The following is an 18,375-nucleotide window of genomic DNA, read 5'->3' on the forward strand; positions in this document are numbered from 1 at the left end:
CGCGCGGCACCCCCCCTTGTCCCGGCCCTCACAGGAGACCCCGACCCCATGAGCGACACCACCACCATCCGCTGGGAGCAGGACCAGGACGGCGTGGTCACCCTCGTCCTCGACGATCCCACCCAGTCCGTGAACACCATGAACGAGGCCTTCACGGCCGACTTCGACGCCACCGTCGAGCGCCTCGCCGCCCTCGGCGACGACCTGCGCGGCGTCGTGGTCACCTCGGCGAAGAAGACCTTCTTCGCCGGTGGGGACCTCCGGATGCTGTCCGCCGCCCGCCCCGAGGACGCCGCCGCCGTCTTCGAGAAGTCGATGCGGATCAAGCGGGCGCTGCGCCGGCTGGAGACGCTCGGCAAGCCGGTGGTCGCCGCCCTCAACGGCAGCGCGCTCGGCGGCGGTCTGGAGATCGCCCTCGCCTGCCACCACCGGATCGCGCTGACCGCCCCGGCCAGCCGGATCGGCCTGCCCGAAGTCACCCTCGGCCTGCTGCCCGGTGGCGGCGGGGTCGTTCGCACGGTGCGGCTCTTCGGCATCACCGACGCCCTGCTGAAGGTGCTCCTGCAGGGCCGCCAGTACCGCCCGGAGCAGGCGCTCCAGCACGGCCTGGTCCACGAACTTGTGGACACCCCGGAGGAGTTGACCACCCGGGCGCGCGCCTGGATCGAGGCCAACCCGACCGCCGTCCAGCCCTGGGACGTCAAGGGGTACCGCATCCCCGGCGGCACCCCGGCCACCCCGGCGCTGGCCGCCAACCTGCCGGCCTTCCCGTCCAACCTGCGCAAGCAGCTGGCCGGCGCGCCCTACCCGGCGCCGCGCAACGTGCTGGCGGCGGCGGTCGAGGGCGCCCAGGTGGACGTCGACACCGCGATGGTGATCGAGGCCCGCTACTTCACCGAGCTGGCCTGCGGGCAGACCAGCAAGAACATGATCCAGGCGCTCTTCTTCGACATGCAGGCGGTCAACTCCGGCGCCGGCCGGCCGCAGGGCGTCGAGAAGCGGACGGTGCGCAGGGTCGCCGTGCTCGGCGCGGGCATGATGGGCGCCGGGATCGCCTACACCTGTGCCAAGGCCGGCATCGAGGTGCTGCTGAAGGACGTCAGCACCGAGGCCGCCGAGCGCGGGAAGGCGTACTCCGCCGGCCTGCTGGACAAGGCGGTGGCGCGCGGCCGGGCCACCGAGGCGCAGCGCGAGGAGCTGCTCGCCCGGATCACCCCCACCGCCGAGGCCGCCGACCTGGCCGGCTGCGACGCCGTGATCGAGGCGGTCTTCGAGAACCCCGAGCTCAAGCGGAAGGTGTTCCAGGAGATCGAGGGCGTGGTGGCGCCGGACGCGCTGCTCTGCTCCAACACCTCCACCCTGCCGATCGGCCTGCTCGCCGAGGGCGTCGGGCGCACCGCCGACTTCATCGGCCTGCACTTCTTCTCGCCGGTCGACAAGATGCGGCTGGTGGAGATCATCCGCGGTCCGCAGACCGGCGACGAGGCGCTCGCCCGCGCCTTCGACCTGGTCCGGCAGATCGACCGGACGCCGATCGTGGTCAACGACTCGCGCGGCTTCTTCACCTCCCGGGTGATCGGCCAGTTCATCAACGAGGGCGTGGCGATGGTCGGCGAGGGCGTCGACCCGGCCACCGTCGAGCAGGCCGCCGCCCAGGCGGGCTACCCCGCCAAGGTGCTCTCGCTGCTGGACGAGCTGACGCTGACGCTGCCGCGCAAGATCCGCGACGAGTACCGGCGCGCGGTCGAGGAGGCCGGCGGCAGCTGGACCGCCCACCCGGCGGACGCGGTGGTGGACCGGATGGTCGACGAGTTCGGCCGCCCCGGCCGCAGCGGCGGCGCCGGCTTCTACGAGTACGGCGAGGACGGCCGGCGCGGCAGGCTCTGGCCGGGCCTGCGCGAGCACTTCACCTCGGCCGAGGGTGCGGCCGGGAGCGCCGTCCCCTTCGAGGACCTCAAGGAGCGGATGCTCTTCAGCGAGGCACTGGACTCGGTCCGGTGCCTGGAGGAGGGCGTGCTGACCTCGGTCGCCGACGCCAACGTGGGCTCCATCCTCGGCATCGGCTTCCCGGCCTGGACGGGCGGCGTCTTCCAGTACATCAACGGGTACGAGGGCGGCCCGGCGGGCTTCGCGGCCCGCGCCCGGGAACTCGCCGCCGCCTACGGCGAGCGGTTCGCGCCGCCGGCCCTGCTGGAGCGGGTCGCCGCCGAGGGCCGGACCTTCTCCGGCTGACGGCCGGTCGGTCAGCCGGGCGGGGCGGCGTCCTCCACGGAGCGCGCCGCCTCGCCCAGCTCCTCCCGCAGCGACCGCTGGAACGCGGTCACCAGGGCCTGCGCCACCATCGGCTGGATGTGGTCGGTGAGTTCCTTCATCCGCTCCAGCTCGGCCGGCGCGGGCTCGCTCTCCCGGTACGGCTTCCAGACCGTCTCGCGGAACAGCCGCTGCAACTCGTGCGCCGTCGCCCGGCTGTGCTCCAGCACCACCGCGCGCGCGGCCAGCAGGGTCTCCAGCGGGATCGGCACGTCCAGGATCCGCACCCCGAGCGGCAGCAGCCCCGGGTCCACCCGGAACACCTCCGGGTCGGGCGTCCGCTCCAGCGCGCCCATCGCCGCCAGCCGTTCCAGCTGCGCGGGCGAGAGTGCCCGCCCGGCCCGCCGCTCCAGCTGCCCGCGGCTCAGCTCCTCCGCCGTCTCCGGCGTCCAGGACGCCACCAGCGCCCGGTGGATGGCCAGGTCCAGCGGCGTGCTGTCCTGCGGCAGCCAGGCCAGGTAGCGCTCGATCGCCGCCAGCGTCAGGCCCTGCCGCTGCAGCTCCTCGATCAGCCCGAGCCGGTCCAGGTGCTCCGCCCCGTACCAGCCGACCCGGCGCGGCCCCAGCTCCGGCGGCGGCAGCAGCCCCTTCGTCCCGTAGAACCGCACCGTGCGCACGGTCACTCCCGCCCGCGCCGCCAGCTCGTCCACCGTCAGCCGGATCTCGACACCCTCCCGCGCCCCCATCCGCCACCTCCGCCTCTGTTGCACCACCGCTGTGACAGCAGCAGTGTGACAGTGCCGGGCGACCCGGTCCACCGGCGGTGCCCGGCACGCCCCGGGCCCCGCCCGGCGCCGTCGGTGCGGGAGCGGGGCCCGGGGCGGTGTCCGCCGGTGCCGCCGAGTGGTCGGCGAGACCTGGGGTGGTGGGCGCGGGTGCAGCCCTACCCCTCGTTGCGGCCGAACCCGCCGGGGGTCAGCGCGAGCCGGCGTCGGCGAGGTCGGGGTGGTGGCGGCGGGTGACCTCGGGGTGGGCGCGGGTGTAGCCCTTCCACTCGTTGAGGCCGAACTCGGCGAAGAGCGGGTTGCCCGGGTCCTGGGTGGCGCCCGGGGCGTGGTGCGCGAGGGGGAAGTCGAGCGGCTCGATGTGGGCGTCGAGGCGCGGGTTGTAGAAGAACGGGATGGAGAAGCGCTCGCGGGCGCCGGCCGGGCTGACCACGCGGTGGTTGGTGGCCTTGAGGTAGCCGTCGGTGGCGACCTCCAGCAGCTCGCCCAGGTTGACCACGAAGGCGCCCTCCATCGGCGGCACCTCCAGGAAGCTGCCGTCCGCGCGCTCGACCTGGAGGCCGCCGACGGTGTCCTGGAGCAGGAGGGTGATGAAGCCGTAGTCCTTGTGCGCGCCGACGCCCTGGCCGGCGCCGTCGGGCGCGGTGCCGGGGTAGCGGACCAGCTTCAGCCGCAGGTGCGGGTGGCCGGCGAAGGCGTAGTCGTAGAAGTCGGGAGCGGCGCCGATCGCGGCGAGGAGTTCGTGCAGCAGCCGCTGGGCGACCGCGCCGAGGCGGTCGATCCAGCCGAGCGCGGCGGTCCGCAGCGCGGGGAGCGCGGCGGGCCACTGGTTCGGTCCCTCCAGCCACCAGTAGGGGGGCTCGCCCCGCTCCGGGACGTGCGGGGGCAGCTCGGCCCCGATGTCCAGCTGGTCCCGCCAGTCCTGGCTGCCGCCGGTGAGCTCGTGCCCGGTGCGGGTGTAACCGCGGAAGTGCGGGGAGTTGAGGTTGCTCACGGCGAGCCGGTCGGCCTCCGGCAGGGCGAAGAACGCCCGCATCGCGTCGATCAGGGCGGCCGTCTCGGCCGGGGTGACGCCGTGGCCGACGAGCTGGAAGAAGCCGACGCCGGTGGCCGCCTTCCGCAGGTCGTCGTGCAGGCGGAGCCGGTCCTCGGCGCTGCCGTCGGCGAGCGAGAGGTCGATCACCGGGAGGGCGTCCGCGGGGGCGGCGGAGGGGGTGCTGGAGGAGTGCTGCTGCGTCATGGGTGACATCCGCTGGGTCTCGTCCTGGCCTGTCCCGGTGATCGACCGGGGATGCCGGGGCCGCGCCTGGTGCGGCGGGTGCTCCGGGGGTCAGGAGGGGGGACGCGGCCGCCTGGGGCCGCGCATGAGGGTGGGAGGCGCGAGGTTCAGCTGGAGCGTCGACAGGACATGCTCGTCACGCGGAGCAGGTCCACGTGGCGACGGCGAACGAGTATGAGCACCTCACCAGCCTAAATGACGGTCGCACCGCCGGGGGAGACCCCTGCACCGAGTTGATGGCGTGGCCCTGACAAGGTCGTCCCGGCGCTCGTGCCACCGGTCAGACCCGTGCCGCCCGGGCCGCCTCCTGGAGGGAGGCGAGCAGCTGGGCGAGGGCGGGCTGCCCCCAGGCGGTGGTGCGGACGGCGGCGTGCACGGCGCGGACCGGCTCCGGGGCGCGGAGCCTGCGGACGGTCACACCGGGGTGGCGCCGGGCGAGGCCCAGGAGCGGGACCAGGGCCACCCCGAGCCCGGCCGCGACGAAGCCCTGGGCGGTCGGGTAGTCCTCGCTGTCCACCGCGAAGCCGGGGCGGAACCCGGCCTCGGCGCAGGCGTCCAGGACGGTGTCGAGGCAGGGACCGGTCCGCTCGCTGCCGACCCAGGGCTCACCGGCCAGGTCGGCCAGGTCGAGGACGCGCCTCGCACCGAGCCGGTGGCCCCTCGGCAGGACGGCGCGGTACGGGTCGTCGAGCAGGGGGACGAGGCGCAGCCCGGGGTGCTCGCCGCCGTGCGGCCGGACCACCACCGCCACATCCGCCCGCCCCCGGAGGACGTCCTCCAGCGGGTCCTCGGGGTCGGTCATCCCCAGGTCGAGCCGCACCCCCGGGTGCTCGCGGCGGAAGGCCGCGACGGCGGGCGCCACCAGGGCGGCTCCCGCCGTGGCGAAGTAGCGGACCGTCAGGGAGCCGCTGCGCCCGGCCAGCAGATCGGCGAGCGCCGTGCCGGCCTCGGCCACCTGCCGTTCGATGACGGCGGCGTGCTCGGCGAGCAGCCGTCCGGCGGCGGTCGGCCGCACGCCGCGCCCGGCGCGTTCGAGCAGCGCCGTCCCGGTCTGCTTCTCCAGCGCCGCCACCTGCTGGCTGACGGCGGACGGCGTGTAGCCGAGCGCGGTGGCGGCCGCGCTCACCGAGCCGCCGGTGACCACGGCGCGCAGCACCTGCAGACGTCGCACATCGAGCATGTAGTCCAGCTTAAACGTGCTGAAGAACTTTTCACTTGTCCTGTCGGGTTCGGGCGGGCAGCGTTCCTTCCGGCGCTTCCGGCGCTTCCGGTTCTTCCGGTGCTTCCGGCCTCCCGGCCGGGAGGCCGACCGACGAAAGGCAGGTGTCCCGTGCTGCGGATGGCCGTGCTCGCCCTGCTCTGGGGATCGGGCTTCCTGTGGACCGAACTCGCGCTCCGGAACGGGCTGACCCCGCTGCAGATCACCGTGCTGCGCTCCGCCCTCGGGGCCGCGGTGCTGCTGCTCCTCGCCCGCTCCGCCCGGCAGCGGCTGCCACGCGGCGCCGCGGTCTGGCTCCGGCTCGCCGTGGCCGCCCTGTTCTGCAACGTGCTGCCCTTCTTCCTGGCCGCCCTGGGCATGCGGACCGTCGGCTCGGGGCCCGCCGGGGTGCTCAACGCGACGACCCCGCTCTGGTCGCTGCTGATCGGCCTGGCGCTCGGGACGGAACGCGGGTGGCACCCGAGGCGCCTCGGCGGTCTGCTGCTCGGCTTCGCGGGGGTGCTGGTGATCTTCTCGCCGTGGCAGGGCGACGCGGGGCCGGCGCACCAGCACGGCGGCGCCCCCGGCTGGGGCGTGCTCGCCCTGCTGGGCGCGGCCGCGAGCTACGCGGTGGCGTTCACCTACATGGGCCGCGTGCTCACCGGCACCGGTACCGCCCCGCTCGCCCTCTCCGCCGCCCAGCTCACCGTGGCGGCCGGGCTCGGCTCGCTGGCGCTGCCGGCCGCCGCCGGTGCCACCGACGGGTTCAACGTCCGGGCGCTCGCGGCGGTGACCGTGCTCGGGGTGCTCTCCACCGGGCTCACCTTCCACCTCAACTACCGGCTCATCGCCACCGAGGGCGCCACCGCGGCCGCCACCGTCGGCTACCTGCTGCCCGTCGTCTCCACCGGGCTCGGCGCGCTCGTGCTCGACGAGCCGTTGAGCCCGAGGGGTGTCACGGGAATGGCCGTGGTGCTGGCCGGGGTCCTCCTGACCCGTCCGCGGCCGACCCGGGAACGGGCGGTCACGGCCGCCCCGGCCGCCCGGGCGACCCCCGTGCCCGCTCTACCCGCCGTGCCCGCCCTGCCCGCCGATCGGACGAACGGACCGGGAGCGCCGGATCACTCTGGCGGACACCCGGCTTCCGCACCCTGTTCACCGCCACCGCGCTCACCCGGCTCGGCACCGGCATCGGCCACGTCGCACCGCCCCTGACCGCCGTCACCGCCCACGGCGCGAGCGCCGGGCAGGTCAGGGCCGGGGTGCAGCCGGCGGCCGAAAAGGCTTGACCTCAAGTCAGCTTGAAGGTCAATCATGGTCATCATGAACACGAACATTACGGCCGTCGAGGCCGATGCCCGGATCGGCGCCGAGGCCGACACCGCCGTTGAGACCGAGGCCGTCGGGCGGGTCGTCGCCGCCCTCCAGTACGCCCAGGTCAACGAACTCGTGGAGGAGTTCGTCAGTCTCTTCCGCGAGGACGCGATCTGGACCACCGGCCACGGCAAGCGCCTCACCGGGCGGGACGAGATCGCCGCGTTCACCCGCACGGTGCTCCCGGGCGCCTTCCTCGGCTCCGGGAACACCGCCGAGTACGAGGTGGTGCACGTCCTCTTCGTCCGCCCCGACGTGGCCGCGGTCAAGGTCCGCCAGCGCTACCTCACCCTCGCCGGCGAACAGGTCGGCGAGGAGGGCAGCCCGCTGTACGTGATGGCCAAGGAGGACGGGCGCTGGCTTCTGACGGCCTGCCAGAACACCCTCGTCGTCCCCGAGTGAGGGCGCCGGTCCGGGGCGGATCGGGTGCGGCGGGCGGTCAGCCCCCGGCCGGGTCCGTGCCCCCGGCCGGCCCGGTCGCGGCGGGCGGGAAGGGGCAGCCGCCCCGGGGAGCGGCGCCGTCCCCGAAGGCGCCGTCCCCGGTGGCGCCGTCCTCGAAGGTGCCGAGCTCGGCGATCCGGTACCCGCCCGGGTAGCTGCGCACCTGCCGGCCGTCGCGGGCCAGGCGCGGGGAGCGGCGCGGCGGCAAGAGGCGGACGAGCCGCCCGCGCAGCCGCATGCCGGAGCGGACGGCGTACCGGAGCGCGGCCGGGGGCCGGGAGTACCCGAAGGCCTCGCGCAGCGGATCGTCGAGCAGGCAGATCGAGGACACCCGCATCGAGGGCCGCAGCGGGGCCGGGTACCAGGAGGCCATCAGGCCGAGGGTGGCGTCGGAGACCTCCCGGCCGCCCCGGTCGTGGCCGAAGTGGGCGCGCTCGTAGCCGTCCAGCAGCCGCTCGAACGCGTCGTACGTCTCCGGGATGTCGCTCAGGCCCATGTGGCGGCCCAGTTCGCGGTAGTAGTTGGTGGTGGCCCGCACCTCGTGCGCGGAGTACGGGCGCCAGCCGTAGTCGTCCAGCCAGCGCTTGGGCACCACGACGAAGGTGGCGAGCACGTACAGGAAGTCCTCGTTGGAGATGTCGTACCGGTGGTGCATCCGGTTCATCCGCCGGATCGCCTCCCGGCCCTGCTCCGAGGCGAAGCCGTGCTCGACCACGGCTTCCAGGATCAGCACGGTGTCGTCGTAGCGCTTCTGCGCGCAGCGGGTGAACTCGCCGGTCCGCGCGAGCAGTCGGCCGATGCTCGGGACGGCGTAGGTGCGGTAGAGCGCGAAGCTGAGCGACTGGGTGGTGTCCCACGGGAACTCGTACCAGCTGCTGATCCGGTAGATCTCGGTGAACTCGGTCTCCGGGTCCATCCGCTGAATCGTCTTCAGCCAGTCGTATCGCTGCACAGGCCAGACCCTAGGGTCCCGGTCAGGGACAGGTCAACGCGGCCCCGCCGCGCCGCCGGCCACTCCGTGGCGCGCGTGGGCCCACGCTTCCCGGGGGCGGCACGCCGGGTCGGCCGCCGGGGGAGGGGGACGGCATGCTCGAATGGCTTCTGGTGGTCCTGATTCCGGTCGGCCTCGTCGCCGTGGCCGGCCTCGCGTACTGGTGGTGGGCGAGAGTCGGCACCGAACGGCCCGTGGAGCACCACAGCTCCATGCCGAGCGAGACCACGGCACGGACGGTGCGGGCTGAGGTCCGCTCGGGGGGTGGGGGTGTCAGGTGGGCTGGGCGGCCGTGCGGGCTGCTTGTTCGACCCGGGTGTGGTGCTCCTCCCACTGGGGGCGGTCGCCGGGGGCCATGTTCTCGTCTCCGTCGCGCAGGCCGGTGGTCCCGTCGAGCTGTTCCCGGACGATGTCCGCGTGGCCGGCGTGGCGTTGGATCTCCGCGATCATGTGGACGAGGACCCGGTGGAGCGTCAGTTCGCTCCGGTTGCCGAAGGGCACCCGGCCGACGGCGTCCAGCGGGAGTGACCCGATCGTCGCGTCCGCGTGGACCCATGCCGCGCGGTACCGGTCGACGATCTGCTCCCGGGTCTCCTCGGGGGTCGCCCAGAGGTCGGCGTTCGGCTCGGCGTCGCCCGTGATCCACAGGGGCGTTCCGGCGAACGGCCGCCCGAAGGTGGCTCCGAAGTAGAGGGCCTCGGCGCCGGTCGCGTGCTTGACCAGCCCCAGCAGGTTGGTGCCGGTCGGCGTCATCGGGCGGCGGATGTCGTACTCCGACAGCCCGTCGAGCTTCCAGAGCAGGGCGTCCCGGGCGTCCTGCAGATAGATCTGAAGGTCCTTCTTGAAGTCCGGTCCGATCATGGGACCAGTCTGCCACCCCGCCTCCGACCGACGGGCGGTCAGTGCCGCGGCGGGGTCCGGTCGGGAGGCGTGGTCAGTGCGGTGGCGGCGGCGTCGAGGATGTTCCGGAACGTGCGGGTGATGACCGGCCGGGCGAACAGCCGGGTGAGCGGGCCGCCGAGCAGCGGGACGCCGACCTCGGCGCGGGTGGTCCACCGGACGTGGGTGCCGCCGTCGACCTCCGTGAAGGTCATCCGGCCGAGTTCGTGACGGGACGGCGGCAGGCTGCGGTCGACGACGTACTCGGTGGCGTACGGGGGGTCGTAGTGGGTGACGCGCTCGCTGAACCAGCCGATGAGCCACAGGTGGTTGCGGACGGCGCCGACGCCGTAGGGCGCCCCGCTGCCGCGCCGGGCGAGGCGGCAGCGCAGCACCAGCGGCGAGGCCGTGTAGTTGGTGGTCGTGGTGAGCCAGCGGAACACGTCGTCGATGGGGGCGTCGATGACGCGTTCGACGGTCATGGTCTCCATGGTGCGTCCTCCTCGGTCGAGCGGGTCGCTTCCTCGTGTGCCAGGGAGACGACGTGCACCGGCAGGATGTGACGCTCCATCAGTGTGACTGCTGTCACGCCCGGTTGGCGAAGACGTCGGTCGCGGAGCCGGGCTCGCGAAGGCGGCGAGGCGGACACCTCGCGCCCGTCGGGTGCGCGGGTGTCCGCCTCGTCGGCGACCCCGGTCCGGGCCGGATCCGGCCGCTCCGGGCAGTGCTCCCGCTCAGGCGAACTGGCCGGGCCGGTAGTCGCCGGCGGGCATCTGGAGCATGACGTTCCCGCGGTTGAAGGCGTTGATGACGGTGATCACTCCGACCAGGGCGCCGAGCTGGTCCTCGTCGTAGTGCTGGGCGGCGTTCGTCCAGACCCGGTCGGAGACGCCACCGGCCGCATCGGCGATGCGGGTGGCCTCCTCGGCGAGTTCCAGGGCGGCGCGCTCGGCCTCGGTGAACACCGTGGCCTCGCGCCAGGCCGCGACCAGGTTGAGGCGCTCCGGGGACTCTCCGGCGTGCACGGCGTCCTTGAAGTGCATGTCGGTGCAGAAGCCGCAGCCGTTGATCTGGCTGGCGCGGAGCTTCACCAGCTCCTGTGTCGCGGCCGGCAGGGTCGAGCCTTCGAGCACCTTGCCCGCGGCGATGATGTGCTTGAAGACCTTGCCCAGGACCGGGTTGGTGAAGGGGTTCAGGCGTGCTTCCATGACGCGCTCCAAAGTCGGTGTCCGGCGGCTTGCACTCCTTCGACGAGGTAGCCCGGCGAGTTGTGACACGGCCGTTCCGTGAGGTGCCCGGACGCCGCCGTGCCGGGAGGGCGGCGCCCGCGTCGCGACGGGGCGCCCGTGCCGACCTGGGCGATCGCCCCCCGGGGCGGTCCGGGGGCCCCGAGCGGCGGGCAACACGGAGAGTGACCGTCGGGGTGGACCAAGCAGACTTGAATCTTTGCGAACGAATGTTCGATCCTGGGGGTGTGCCCGTTTTCGAATCTGTTTTCGAATCCACCGCCGAGCGGCAGCCGCTCCGCCCGGTGGTGTCCGCGGCTGCCCTCGGTGCCGCTACCGGCACCGAGGCGGTCGACGGTCGGCGCGGGCTGCTGCCGGTGCTGCCCGCGCTGGGGGCGGTGCTGCCGGAGGGCGGGCTCCGGCGGGGGACGACGGTGTCGGTGGGGGCCGGGGACACCGGGCTGCTGCTCGCGCTGGCCGCCGGGGCACGCGGGTCGGACGGCGGCTGGGCGGCCGCGGTCGGGCTGCCCGATCTCGGGCTCGCCGCGGCCGCCGGGTACGGGCTGGACCTGCGGCGACTGCTGGTGGCGGACGACCCCGGGCCGCACTGGGCCGAGGTGGTGTCGGTGCTGGCCGGGGCGGTCGAGCTGATCATGCTGCGTCCGGACGGGCCGGTGGCACCCAAGCCGGCCGCCCGGCTGGCGGCCGTGCTGCGGCGCAGTGGCTGCGTGCTGCTGGTGGCCGGGCCGTGGCCGGGGGCGGGGCTGCGGCTGGAGGTGCGCTCCGGCCGCTGGTTCGGGCTGGGTGACGGGCACGGCCAGCTCACCGGGCGGCAGGTGGAGGTGGCGGTGGAGGGGCGTGGCTCGGCGGTGCGCGGGCGCACCGCCCGGCTCTGGCTGCCGGACGAGCACGGCGAGGTGCGGGCGGTGGCCGAGGCCGCCGAGGCGGGGGAGGACGTGACGTCGGGGGTCGGGGCGGGCCTCGACCGAATGGCGGTGGTGTGAGATGACCGGCGGCGGAGCGTCCGGAACGCCCGGAGCGTCCGGAACACCTGCGGCAGCCGGGACGCCGCGGGTGCTGGTGGTCTGGTGCCCGGACTGGCCGGTGGTGGCCGTCGAAGGGAGCGCGGACGGCGGCGGCGACGTCCCGGTGGCGGTGGTCGCCGGCGGGCGGGTCCTGGCCTGCTCGGAGGCGGCGCGGTCGGCCGGTGTGCGGCAGGGGCAGCGGCTCAAGCTGGCCCAGCGGCTCTGCCCCGCGCTGGAGCTGCGGGAGCGGGACCCGGAGGCGGAGACCCGGCGGTTCGAACCGGTGGTCGCGGCGGTCGAGGCGTTCACGCCCCGGGTGGAGGTGCTTCGCCCGGGTCTGTGCGCGATCCCGGTGAAGGGCCCGAGCCGGTACTTCGGCGGCGAGGAGGCGCTGACGGCGAAGGTGCAGCGGGCGGTGGCGGCCGCCCTGGCCGGTGCGGCGGACCGGGGCGAGGAGGCCCCGGAGGTTCGGGCCGGGCAGGCCCATCCCGCGGACGCCGAGCACGCCGGGCCCGCCGGGCGGGCGCACCCGCCGGAGCCCGGGGCCGCCGACGCCCCCGGGTGGACGCGCCCGGCGGAGGCCGAGCGTGCGGCGGCGCGGCGCCGCGCCGGGGCGGTGGACGGCCTGTTCGCCGCGGCGCCCGCGGCCCGGGACGGCGCACCGGGCGGGTTCGCCCGGCCGCCCGAGCCGCCCGCCGGCCCGGATTCCGGGCCGGACACCGAGGCGCGCCCCGGGGAGGCGGACGCGGTGCCGCCGGCCCGGATCGGGGTCGCCGACGGCCTGTTCGCCGCCGTGCTGGCAGCCCGGGCGGGGGTGCTGGTGCCGGCCGGCCGGACGGCGGAGTTCCTCGCCCCCTATCCGGTGGCCGCGCTCGGCGACGAGGGGCTGGCGGAGCTGCTGGACCGGCTCGGCCTGCCCACCGTCGGGGCGTTCGCCGCGCTGCCCGCCGAGGCGGTCGCGGACCGCTTCGGCCCGGCGGGCACGGCCGCCCACCGGCTGGCCCGGGGGCTGCAGCCGCGCCCGCTGGTACCGCGGACGGAGGGGCCGGACCTCTCCGTCGAGCAGTGCTTCGACCCGCCGGAGGCGCTCGCCGAACCGCTGGTGTTCGTCGCCCGCACCCTGGCCGAGCAGTTGCACCAGCGGCTCGCCGGGGCGGGTCTGACCTGCCAGCGGGTCGCCGTCGAGGTGGCCTGCGCGGACGGGCGGACCGTCTCGCGGCTCTGGCGGCACGAGGGCCGGCTGTCGGCGGCGGCGCTCGCCGAGCGCGTCCGCTGGCAGCTCCAGGCCTGGCAGGGCGCGGGGACGTTCGCCGTGCCGGACGGCGGGCCGTCGCACGACGCGGGGTTCACCGCCCTGCGGCTCGTACCCGACGACCTCTCGCCCGACCAGGGCCGGCAGCTGGCGCTCTGGGGGCAGGCGGTCGCGGACGACCGGGTGGAGCGGGCGGTGGCCCGGGTCCAGGCGGTGCTCGGGCACGCCGGGCTGCGCCGGATCGAACCGGCCGGCGGGCGGGGACCGGGCGAGCAGGTGGTCCGGGTGCCGTGGGGCGAGCCGTACGACCCGGCGGCGCCGGCCGACGCGCCCTGGCCGGGGCGGCTGCGGGACGTCTGGCCGGCCGTGGTGCACCGCGCCCCGGTGCCGGTCGCGGTGCTGGACACGGCCGGGCGGCCGGTGAACGTGGACGGCCGGGCGGGGGTGTCGGCCCGGCCGGCCCGGATCGCGGTGCGCGGTCGGGATCTGGTGGTCGACGGCTGGACCGGGCCCTGGCCGGCGGTCGAGTACTGGTGGGACCAGGCGCGCGCCCGCCGCCGGGCACGCTTCCAGGTCACGGTGGCGGACGGGCGGGCGCTGCTGCTCACGGTGGAGAACGGCGAGTGGTTCCTGGAGGCCGGTTACGACTGACGGAGCACGGCGGCGGAGTACGGCGGCGGAGCGCCGGGACGGTGCGGCGGGGACGGAGCACGGCAGGAAGAGATCGGCGGGGAGGAGCACGGCAGGGAGAGATCGGCGAGGAGAGGCCGGCGGGGAGCACGGCAGGGGGGCAGGACACGAGCGAGAGACCGAAGGCGACAACCCCCGATGGGATTCACCAGCCACCCCGCGCTCCCCTGGAGCGAGCTGCACCGACGCCTGGCCGGCGGCCGGCCGGGCCCGGCCGCCGGCCAGGTGGTGCCGATCCGCCGCCGGGCCGAGGACCGCGGCCCCGGGCCGGCCGGGCCGACCGGCGATCCGGCCTGGGCGGAACTGCACGTCCACTCGGCCTTCAGCTTCCTCGACGGTGCCAGCGACCCCGAGGAGCTGGTCGCGGAGGCCGCCCGGCTGGGCGTCGAGGTGCTCGCGCTCACCGACCACGACGGCCTCTACGGCGCGGTCCGCTTCGCCGAGGCGGCCCGCGAGGCGGGCGTCGGCACGGTGTTCGGCGCCGAGTTGACGCTGCGCCGCGACCAGGAGGTGGAGCACCTGCTCGTCCTGGCCCGCGACCCGGCCGGCTACCGCCGGCTCTCCGCGGCGATCGGCGCCGCCCAGCTGGCGGGCGGGGCCAAGGGCCGTCCGGCGTACGACTTCGCCGCGCTCGCCGACGCGCACGACGGCCACTGGGCGGTGCTCACCGGCTGCCGCCTCGGCCGGGTCCCGGCCGCCCTGGCCGCCGGAGCCGCCGCATCCGCTCCCGGCGCCGGAGCCGCCGAGTCCGCCCTGGCCGCCGGAGCCGCCGGGGGCGGGGCCCGCGCGGACACCTCCCGGGGCGTCGACGGGGCCGAGCGCCGGCTGCGCACCCTCACCGAGGCGTTCGGCCGCGAGAACGTCCACGTCGAGCTGATCGACCAGTGGCTGCCCGGCGACGACCTGCGCAACGACGCCCTCGCCGCGCTGGCGGCCCGGCTCGGCCTCCCCGTCGTCGCCTCCACCAACGCGCACCACGCGGGCCCGGCCCAGGGCCGGCTGGCCCAGAGCCTGGCCGCCCTGCACGAGCGCCGGACGCTCCAGGACGCGGCGGGCTGGACGCAGGCGGCCGGCACCGCGCACCTGCGCTCGGGCCGCGAGATGGCGGCCCGGCTGGCCCGCTTCCCGGGGGTGCGGCAGGCCACCGTCGACCTGGCCCGGGCCTGCGCGTTCGACTTCACCCGGCTCGACCCGGAGCTGCCCGGCTTCCCCGTCCCGCCCGGCCACACCGAGATCAGCCATCTGCGCGCGCTGGTCGCCGCCGGCGGCCCGGCCCGCTTCGGGCCCGGGAACGCGGCCGCCCGCCGGCAGCTCGGCAAGGAACTGGACGTCATCGAGGACCTGGAGCTGGCCGGGTACTTCCTGATCGTCCACGACATCGTCGACTTCTGCCGCCGGGAGTCCATCTGGTGCCAGGGCCGGGGTTCGGCGGCCAACTCGGCGGTCTGCTACGCGCTCGGCATCACCGCCGTCGACCCGATCCACTACCGGCTGCTGTTCGAACGCTTTCTCTCCGTCGCCCGGGACGGCCCGCCCGACATCGACCTGGACATCGAGCACCGCCGCCGCGAGGAGGTCATCCAGTACGTCTACCGCCGCTACGGGCGCGAGCACGCCGCCCAGGTCGCCAACGTGATCACCTACCGGCCCCGGCTGGCGCTGCGCGACGCGGCCCGGGTGCTCGGCTACCCGCAGGGGCAGGTGGACGCCTTCAGCCGGCAGAGCGACTTCCGCTCCGCGCCCGGCCCGGACGCCGTCATCCCCGCCGACGTGCTCGCCCTGGCCGGTCAACTGCACGGCCTGCCGCGCCACCTGGGCATCCACTCGGGCGGCATGGTGCTCACCAGGGAGCCGATCGCCGAGATCTGCCCGACCGAGTGGGCCCGGATGCCGGGGCGGTCGGTGCTGCAGTGGGACAAGGACTCCACGGCCGGTGCCGGACTGGTCAAGATCGACCTGCTGGGCCTCGGCATGCTCTCCGCCCTGCACGACACCTGCGACCTGATCGCCGAACACCACGGCGCGCACTACGACCTGGCGACCATCCCGGTCGACGACGCGGGCGTGTACGCGATGCTGCGCCGGGCCGACACGGTCGGTGTCTTCCAGGTCGAGTCGCGCGCCCAGATGGCGACCCTGCCGCGGCTCAAGCCGGACCACTTCTACGACCTGGTGGTCGAGGTGGCGCTGATCCGCCCGGGCCCGATCCAGGGCGGCTCGGTCCATCCGTACCTGCGCCGCCGGGCCGGGGTCGAACCGGCCGGCTGCCCGCACCCGTTGATGGAGAACGCGCTCGGCAAGACCCTCGGGGTGCCGCTGTTCCAGGAGCAGATGATGCAACTGGCCATCGACTGCGCCGGGTTCACCCCCGCCGAGGCGGACCGGCTGCGCCAGGCGATGGGCTCCAAGCGCTCGCACGAGCGGGTCGCCCGGCTGCGCGAGCGGCTGCTGGGCGGCATGGCCGAACGCGGCATCCCGCCGGAGACCGCCGAGGACGTCTACGTCAAGATCGAGGCCTTCTCCAACTACGGCTTCCCGGAGAGCCACGCGATCAGCTTCGCCCACCTGGTGTACGCGAGCGCCTGGCTCAAGTACCACTACCCGGCCGCCTTCACCTGTGCGCTGCTGGCCAACCAGCCGATGGGCTTCTACGCGCCGCTCAGCCTGATCTCGGACGCCCGGCGGCACGGCGTACGGGTGCGCGGGGTGGACGTCAACGCCAGCGGGGCCCGGCCGACCCTGGAGCCGTACCGGGGGCCGACCCCGGAGCCGCCGCTCACCGCCGGCAAACCGCAGGCGGCCATCCGGCTCGGGCTGGACACCGTGCGCGGGGTCGGCACCCCGCAGGCCGAGGCGATCGCGGCCGGGCAGCCGTACGCCGACCTGGAGGACTTCGCGCGGCGCACGGGCCTGCCCGCGCCGGTCCTGGAGGCCCTCGCCGCGGCGGGCGCGTTCGGCTGCTTCGGGCTGGGCCGGCGTCAGGCGCTCTGGGCCGCCGGGGCGTTCGCCGGAGTGTCGACGGCGCTGATCCCCGGTACCACGCCCGGCACCGAGGCCCCGCCGCTGCCCGAGATGACCCCGGTGGAGGAGACCATCGCCGACCTCTGGGCCACCGGGGCCTCCGCCACCAGCCACCCCGTCCAGCACCTGCGCGCGCACCTGGAGCGCGGCGGCGCACTGACCGCCGCCCAGCTGCCGGGGGTGGAACCCGGCTCGGCGGTGGTGGTCGGCGGACTGGTGACGCACCGTCAGCGGCCGCCGACCGCGGGCGGTGTGCTGTTCCTCAGCCTGGAGGACGAGACCGGCCTGATCAACGTGATCTGCAGCCGCCCGGTCTGGGAGTCCCAGCGCCGCACCGCCCTGGACCGGGCCGGCCTGCTGGTGCACGGTCACGTCGAACGGGACCGCGGGGCCACCAACCTGGTCGCCACCCGGCTCACCCCGCTGCGCCTGGGCGCCTGACCCGGGGGCGCCGGTGGCGGCTGGCCGGTCAGCCGTCCGACACCGGCCCGGTGGCGCCGTCCGGAGCCGCCGCGGGCTGCGGGTGCAGGATCTCGCGGGCCTGCTCGGCGGACCGGGCGATGCTCTCGGAGACGAAGTCGAGGAAGCGGGCGATGTTTTCGAGGCGGGCGCCGGCCGGCGTGCCGGCGTCGAGCACGCCGACGCCCTGGCGTGCGGTCTCGGCGATCTGGGCGGTGGAGCGGGCGCTGGCGATCATCGACTGGTACCAGATGTCGTTGTCGACGAGGTAGCGCTCGCGGCGGCGCTCGTCGCGCTCCCGGCGGACGAAGCCCTGGGCGTCGAGGAACGTGATCGCCTTGGAGACGGAGGCCGGGCTGACCTGGAGGCGCTGGACGAGTTCGGACGCGGTGAGGCTGCCCGAGTCGGTGAGGCAGAGGCAGGCCATCACCCGGGCCATCATCTGGGGCATGCCCGACTGCAGCATCGCGGTGGTGAACACCTCCTCGTACGCGCGCACCGCGTCGGCGTCGCGGCCGTGCTCCTGCGGGACGGCGGCGGGGTCCCGGGGCGCCGCCTGCCGGCGGCGGGCGCGGTGCCCGGTGGCGCGCTGGGCCAGGTCGGCGCGGTAGCCGGTGGGGCCGCCGTTGCGCATCACCTCGCGCGTGATCGTCGAGGTCGGGCGGTCGAGCCGCCTGGCGATCTCGGCGTAGGGGAGGCCGTCGGCCAGCCCGAGCGCGATCTGCTGGCGTTCCTGCTGGGTGAGCCTGCCTCCGGGCATCGCGGTCTCCTTCGGGGTGGGTAGTGCGCCGAGCATAGCGTTCACTCTCAATCCATTGCAACGAATGGATAGCGGCTCGTTGCATTAGGCGCGAAACCATTGCAATGAAATCACCGCAACTACCTGCAAAGACGGGATTCTGACGCAACGAGTGTGTTGCCAGCACCGTGAATGCAACGTAGCTTTTCCCACATCGGAAACGACGGGCCGACCGAGTGCCCGCCGCCGCAGAAGGAGAAGAACGATGCAGAAGTTCGCCACCACCACCCCGATCGCCGCCGTCCTCGACATCCCCGCCGGCAGCGTCCGGCTGATCGCCGCCGACCGCGGCGACACCACCGTCGAGGTCCTCCCCGCGAACGCCGCCAAGGGCGCCGACGTGAAGGCCGCCGAGCGGATCACGGCCGAGTACACCGACGGCGTCCTGCGGATCACGGCCGCCCCGGCCCCCAACCGCCTCCTCGGCCAGTCCGGCGCCGTCGAGGTCACCGTCCAGCTCCCCGCCGGCTCCCGGATCCAGGCGAAGACGGCCGCCGCCGACCTGCGGGGCGTCGGACGCCTGGGCGACGTCACCCTCGACGGCGCCCAGGGCTCGGTCAAGCTCGACGAGACCGCGAACGCCCACCTCACCCTCCTCGCGGGCGACATCACCGTCGGCCGGCTCAACGGCTCCGCACAGCTCAGCACCCGCAAGGGCGACCTGCGGATCACCGAGGCCACCGGCGGCACCCTCGACCTGCGCACC

Annotated in this window: 15 protein-coding genes; 7 read left to right on the forward strand and 8 right to left on the reverse strand. The window is 75.0% G+C overall.

Annotated elements, in window-relative coordinates:
- The first annotated feature begins 48 nt into the window (after positions 1–48).
- Positions 49–2,232, forward strand: a complete 2,184-nt coding sequence (locus ABZ497_RS32525) for a 3-hydroxyacyl-CoA dehydrogenase NAD-binding domain-containing protein (RefSeq protein ID WP_359810665.1) — start codon at positions 49–51, stop codon at positions 2,230–2,232.
- An 11-nt stretch (positions 2,233–2,243) separates the two neighbouring features.
- On the opposite strand, the gene ABZ497_RS32530 is transcribed toward ABZ497_RS32525, so the two are convergent.
- From ABZ497_RS32530 to ABZ497_RS32540, 3 genes are all read right to left on the reverse strand, one after another.
- Positions 2,244–2,996 carry a MerR family transcriptional regulator gene (locus tag ABZ497_RS32530; protein ID WP_329487053.1) on the reverse strand — a complete coding sequence of 251 codons (753 nt, stop codon included), beginning with the start codon at positions 2,994–2,996 and terminating at the stop codon, positions 2,244–2,246.
- A gap of 229 nt (positions 2,997–3,225) precedes the next feature.
- The gene (locus ABZ497_RS32535; RefSeq protein ID WP_359810668.1) at positions 3,226–4,275 is read right to left on the reverse strand and encodes a 2-oxoglutarate and iron-dependent oxygenase domain-containing protein; all 1,050 of its coding nucleotides are present in this window, start codon (positions 4,273–4,275) and stop codon (positions 3,226–3,228) included.
- Between the two features lie 319 nt (positions 4,276–4,594).
- The gene (locus ABZ497_RS32540) at positions 4,595–5,494 is read right to left on the reverse strand and encodes a LysR substrate-binding domain-containing protein (RefSeq protein ID WP_359810671.1); all 900 of its coding nucleotides are present in this window, start codon (positions 5,492–5,494) and stop codon (positions 4,595–4,597) included.
- Between the two features lie 159 nt (positions 5,495–5,653).
- Between ABZ497_RS32540 and ABZ497_RS32545 the strand changes: the two genes are divergently transcribed.
- On the forward strand, positions 5,654–6,727 hold the full coding sequence (locus ABZ497_RS32545; RefSeq protein ID WP_359810699.1) for a DMT family transporter: 1,074 nt from the start codon (positions 5,654–5,656) through the stop codon (positions 6,725–6,727).
- A gap of 108 nt (positions 6,728–6,835) precedes the next feature.
- Entirely contained in the window at positions 6,836–7,288 is a 453-nt protein-coding gene (locus ABZ497_RS32550) for an SgcJ/EcaC family oxidoreductase (RefSeq protein ID WP_359810674.1), read from the forward strand.
- A gap of 37 nt (positions 7,289–7,325) precedes the next feature.
- Here the strand turns inward: ABZ497_RS32550 and ABZ497_RS32555 are convergent, their stop codons facing one another.
- The 4 genes from ABZ497_RS32555 to ABZ497_RS32570 form a co-directional block, all read right to left on the reverse strand.
- On the reverse strand, positions 7,326–8,279 hold the full coding sequence (locus ABZ497_RS32555; protein WP_359810677.1) for an oxygenase MpaB family protein: 954 nt from the start codon (positions 8,277–8,279) through the stop codon (positions 7,326–7,328).
- A 312-nt stretch (positions 8,280–8,591) separates the two neighbouring features.
- Positions 8,592–9,179: a DinB family protein gene (locus ABZ497_RS32560; protein ID WP_359810680.1), complete on the reverse strand. Its 588-nt coding sequence runs from the start codon at positions 9,177–9,179 to the stop codon at positions 8,592–8,594.
- A 38-nt stretch (positions 9,180–9,217) separates the two neighbouring features.
- Positions 9,218–9,688: an SRPBCC family protein gene (locus ABZ497_RS32565; RefSeq protein WP_359810683.1), complete on the reverse strand. Its 471-nt coding sequence runs from the start codon at positions 9,686–9,688 to the stop codon at positions 9,218–9,220.
- A gap of 243 nt (positions 9,689–9,931) precedes the next feature.
- Positions 9,932–10,405 carry a carboxymuconolactone decarboxylase family protein gene (locus tag ABZ497_RS32570; RefSeq protein WP_352296581.1) on the reverse strand — a complete coding sequence of 158 codons (474 nt, stop codon included), beginning with the start codon at positions 10,403–10,405 and terminating at the stop codon, positions 9,932–9,934.
- A gap of 266 nt (positions 10,406–10,671) precedes the next feature.
- Between ABZ497_RS32570 and ABZ497_RS32575 the strand changes: the two genes are divergently transcribed.
- From ABZ497_RS32575 to ABZ497_RS32585, 3 genes are all read left to right on the forward strand, one after another.
- Complete coding sequence (locus ABZ497_RS32575; RefSeq protein WP_359810686.1) at positions 10,672–11,427, forward strand: hypothetical protein; 756 nt, start codon at positions 10,672–10,674, stop codon at positions 11,425–11,427.
- A gap of 70 nt (positions 11,428–11,497) precedes the next feature.
- A complete protein-coding gene (locus ABZ497_RS32580; protein WP_359810688.1) occupies positions 11,498–13,351 on the forward strand; it encodes a DNA polymerase Y family protein in 1,854 nt (617 codons plus the stop codon).
- Between the two features lie 177 nt (positions 13,352–13,528).
- On the forward strand, positions 13,529–16,852 hold the full coding sequence (locus tag ABZ497_RS32585) for an error-prone DNA polymerase (protein ID WP_359810691.1): 3,324 nt from the start codon (positions 13,529–13,531) through the stop codon (positions 16,850–16,852).
- 28 nt (positions 16,853–16,880) lie between these two features.
- On the opposite strand, the gene ABZ497_RS32590 is transcribed toward ABZ497_RS32585, so the two are convergent.
- Positions 16,881–17,630: a helix-turn-helix domain-containing protein gene (locus ABZ497_RS32590; protein ID WP_359810694.1), complete on the reverse strand. Its 750-nt coding sequence runs from the start codon at positions 17,628–17,630 to the stop codon at positions 16,881–16,883.
- 244 nt (positions 17,631–17,874) lie between these two features.
- On the opposite strand from ABZ497_RS32590, the gene ABZ497_RS32595 reads away from it, so the two are divergent.
- A partial coding sequence (locus tag ABZ497_RS32595; protein ID WP_359810697.1) for a hypothetical protein occupies positions 17,875–18,375 on the forward strand: 501 nt, incomplete at its 3' end.

Origin of the sequence: Kitasatospora sp. NPDC005751, assembly GCF_040630835.1 — a bacterium.
Taxonomy (GTDB): domain Bacteria; phylum Actinomycetota; class Actinomycetes; order Streptomycetales; family Streptomycetaceae; genus Kitasatospora.

Excerpts from the sequence above, each read along its gene's own strand:
- ABZ497_RS32545 (WP_359810699.1), top strand. The coding sequence starts at position 5,654 with ATGGCCGTGCTCGCCCTGCTCTGGGGATCGGGCTTCCTGTGGACCGAA.
- ABZ497_RS32590 (WP_359810694.1), bottom strand. The coding sequence starts at position 17,630 with ATGCCCGGAGGCAGGCTCACCCAGCAGGAACGCCAGCAGATCGCGCTC.
- ABZ497_RS32550 (WP_359810674.1), top strand. The coding sequence starts at position 6,836 with ATGAACACGAACATTACGGCCGTCGAGGCCGATGCCCGGATCGGCGCC.
- ABZ497_RS32540 (WP_359810671.1), bottom strand. The coding sequence starts at position 5,494 with ATGCTCGATGTGCGACGTCTGCAGGTGCTGCGCGCCGTGGTCACCGGC.
- ABZ497_RS32585 (WP_359810691.1), top strand. The coding sequence starts at position 13,529 with ATGGGATTCACCAGCCACCCCGCGCTCCCCTGGAGCGAGCTGCACCGA.
- ABZ497_RS32570 (WP_352296581.1), bottom strand. The coding sequence starts at position 10,405 with ATGGAAGCACGCCTGAACCCCTTCACCAACCCGGTCCTGGGCAAGGTC.
- ABZ497_RS32560 (WP_359810680.1), bottom strand. The coding sequence starts at position 9,179 with ATGATCGGACCGGACTTCAAGAAGGACCTTCAGATCTATCTGCAGGAC.
- ABZ497_RS32525 (WP_359810665.1), top strand. The coding sequence starts at position 49 with ATGAGCGACACCACCACCATCCGCTGGGAGCAGGACCAGGACGGCGTG.
- ABZ497_RS32565 (WP_359810683.1), bottom strand. The coding sequence starts at position 9,688 with ATGGAGACCATGACCGTCGAACGCGTCATCGACGCCCCCATCGACGAC.
- ABZ497_RS32530 (WP_329487053.1), bottom strand. The coding sequence starts at position 2,996 with ATGGGGGCGCGGGAGGGTGTCGAGATCCGGCTGACGGTGGACGAGCTG.
- ABZ497_RS32535 (WP_359810668.1), bottom strand. The coding sequence starts at position 4,275 with ATGACGCAGCAGCACTCCTCCAGCACCCCCTCCGCCGCCCCCGCGGAC.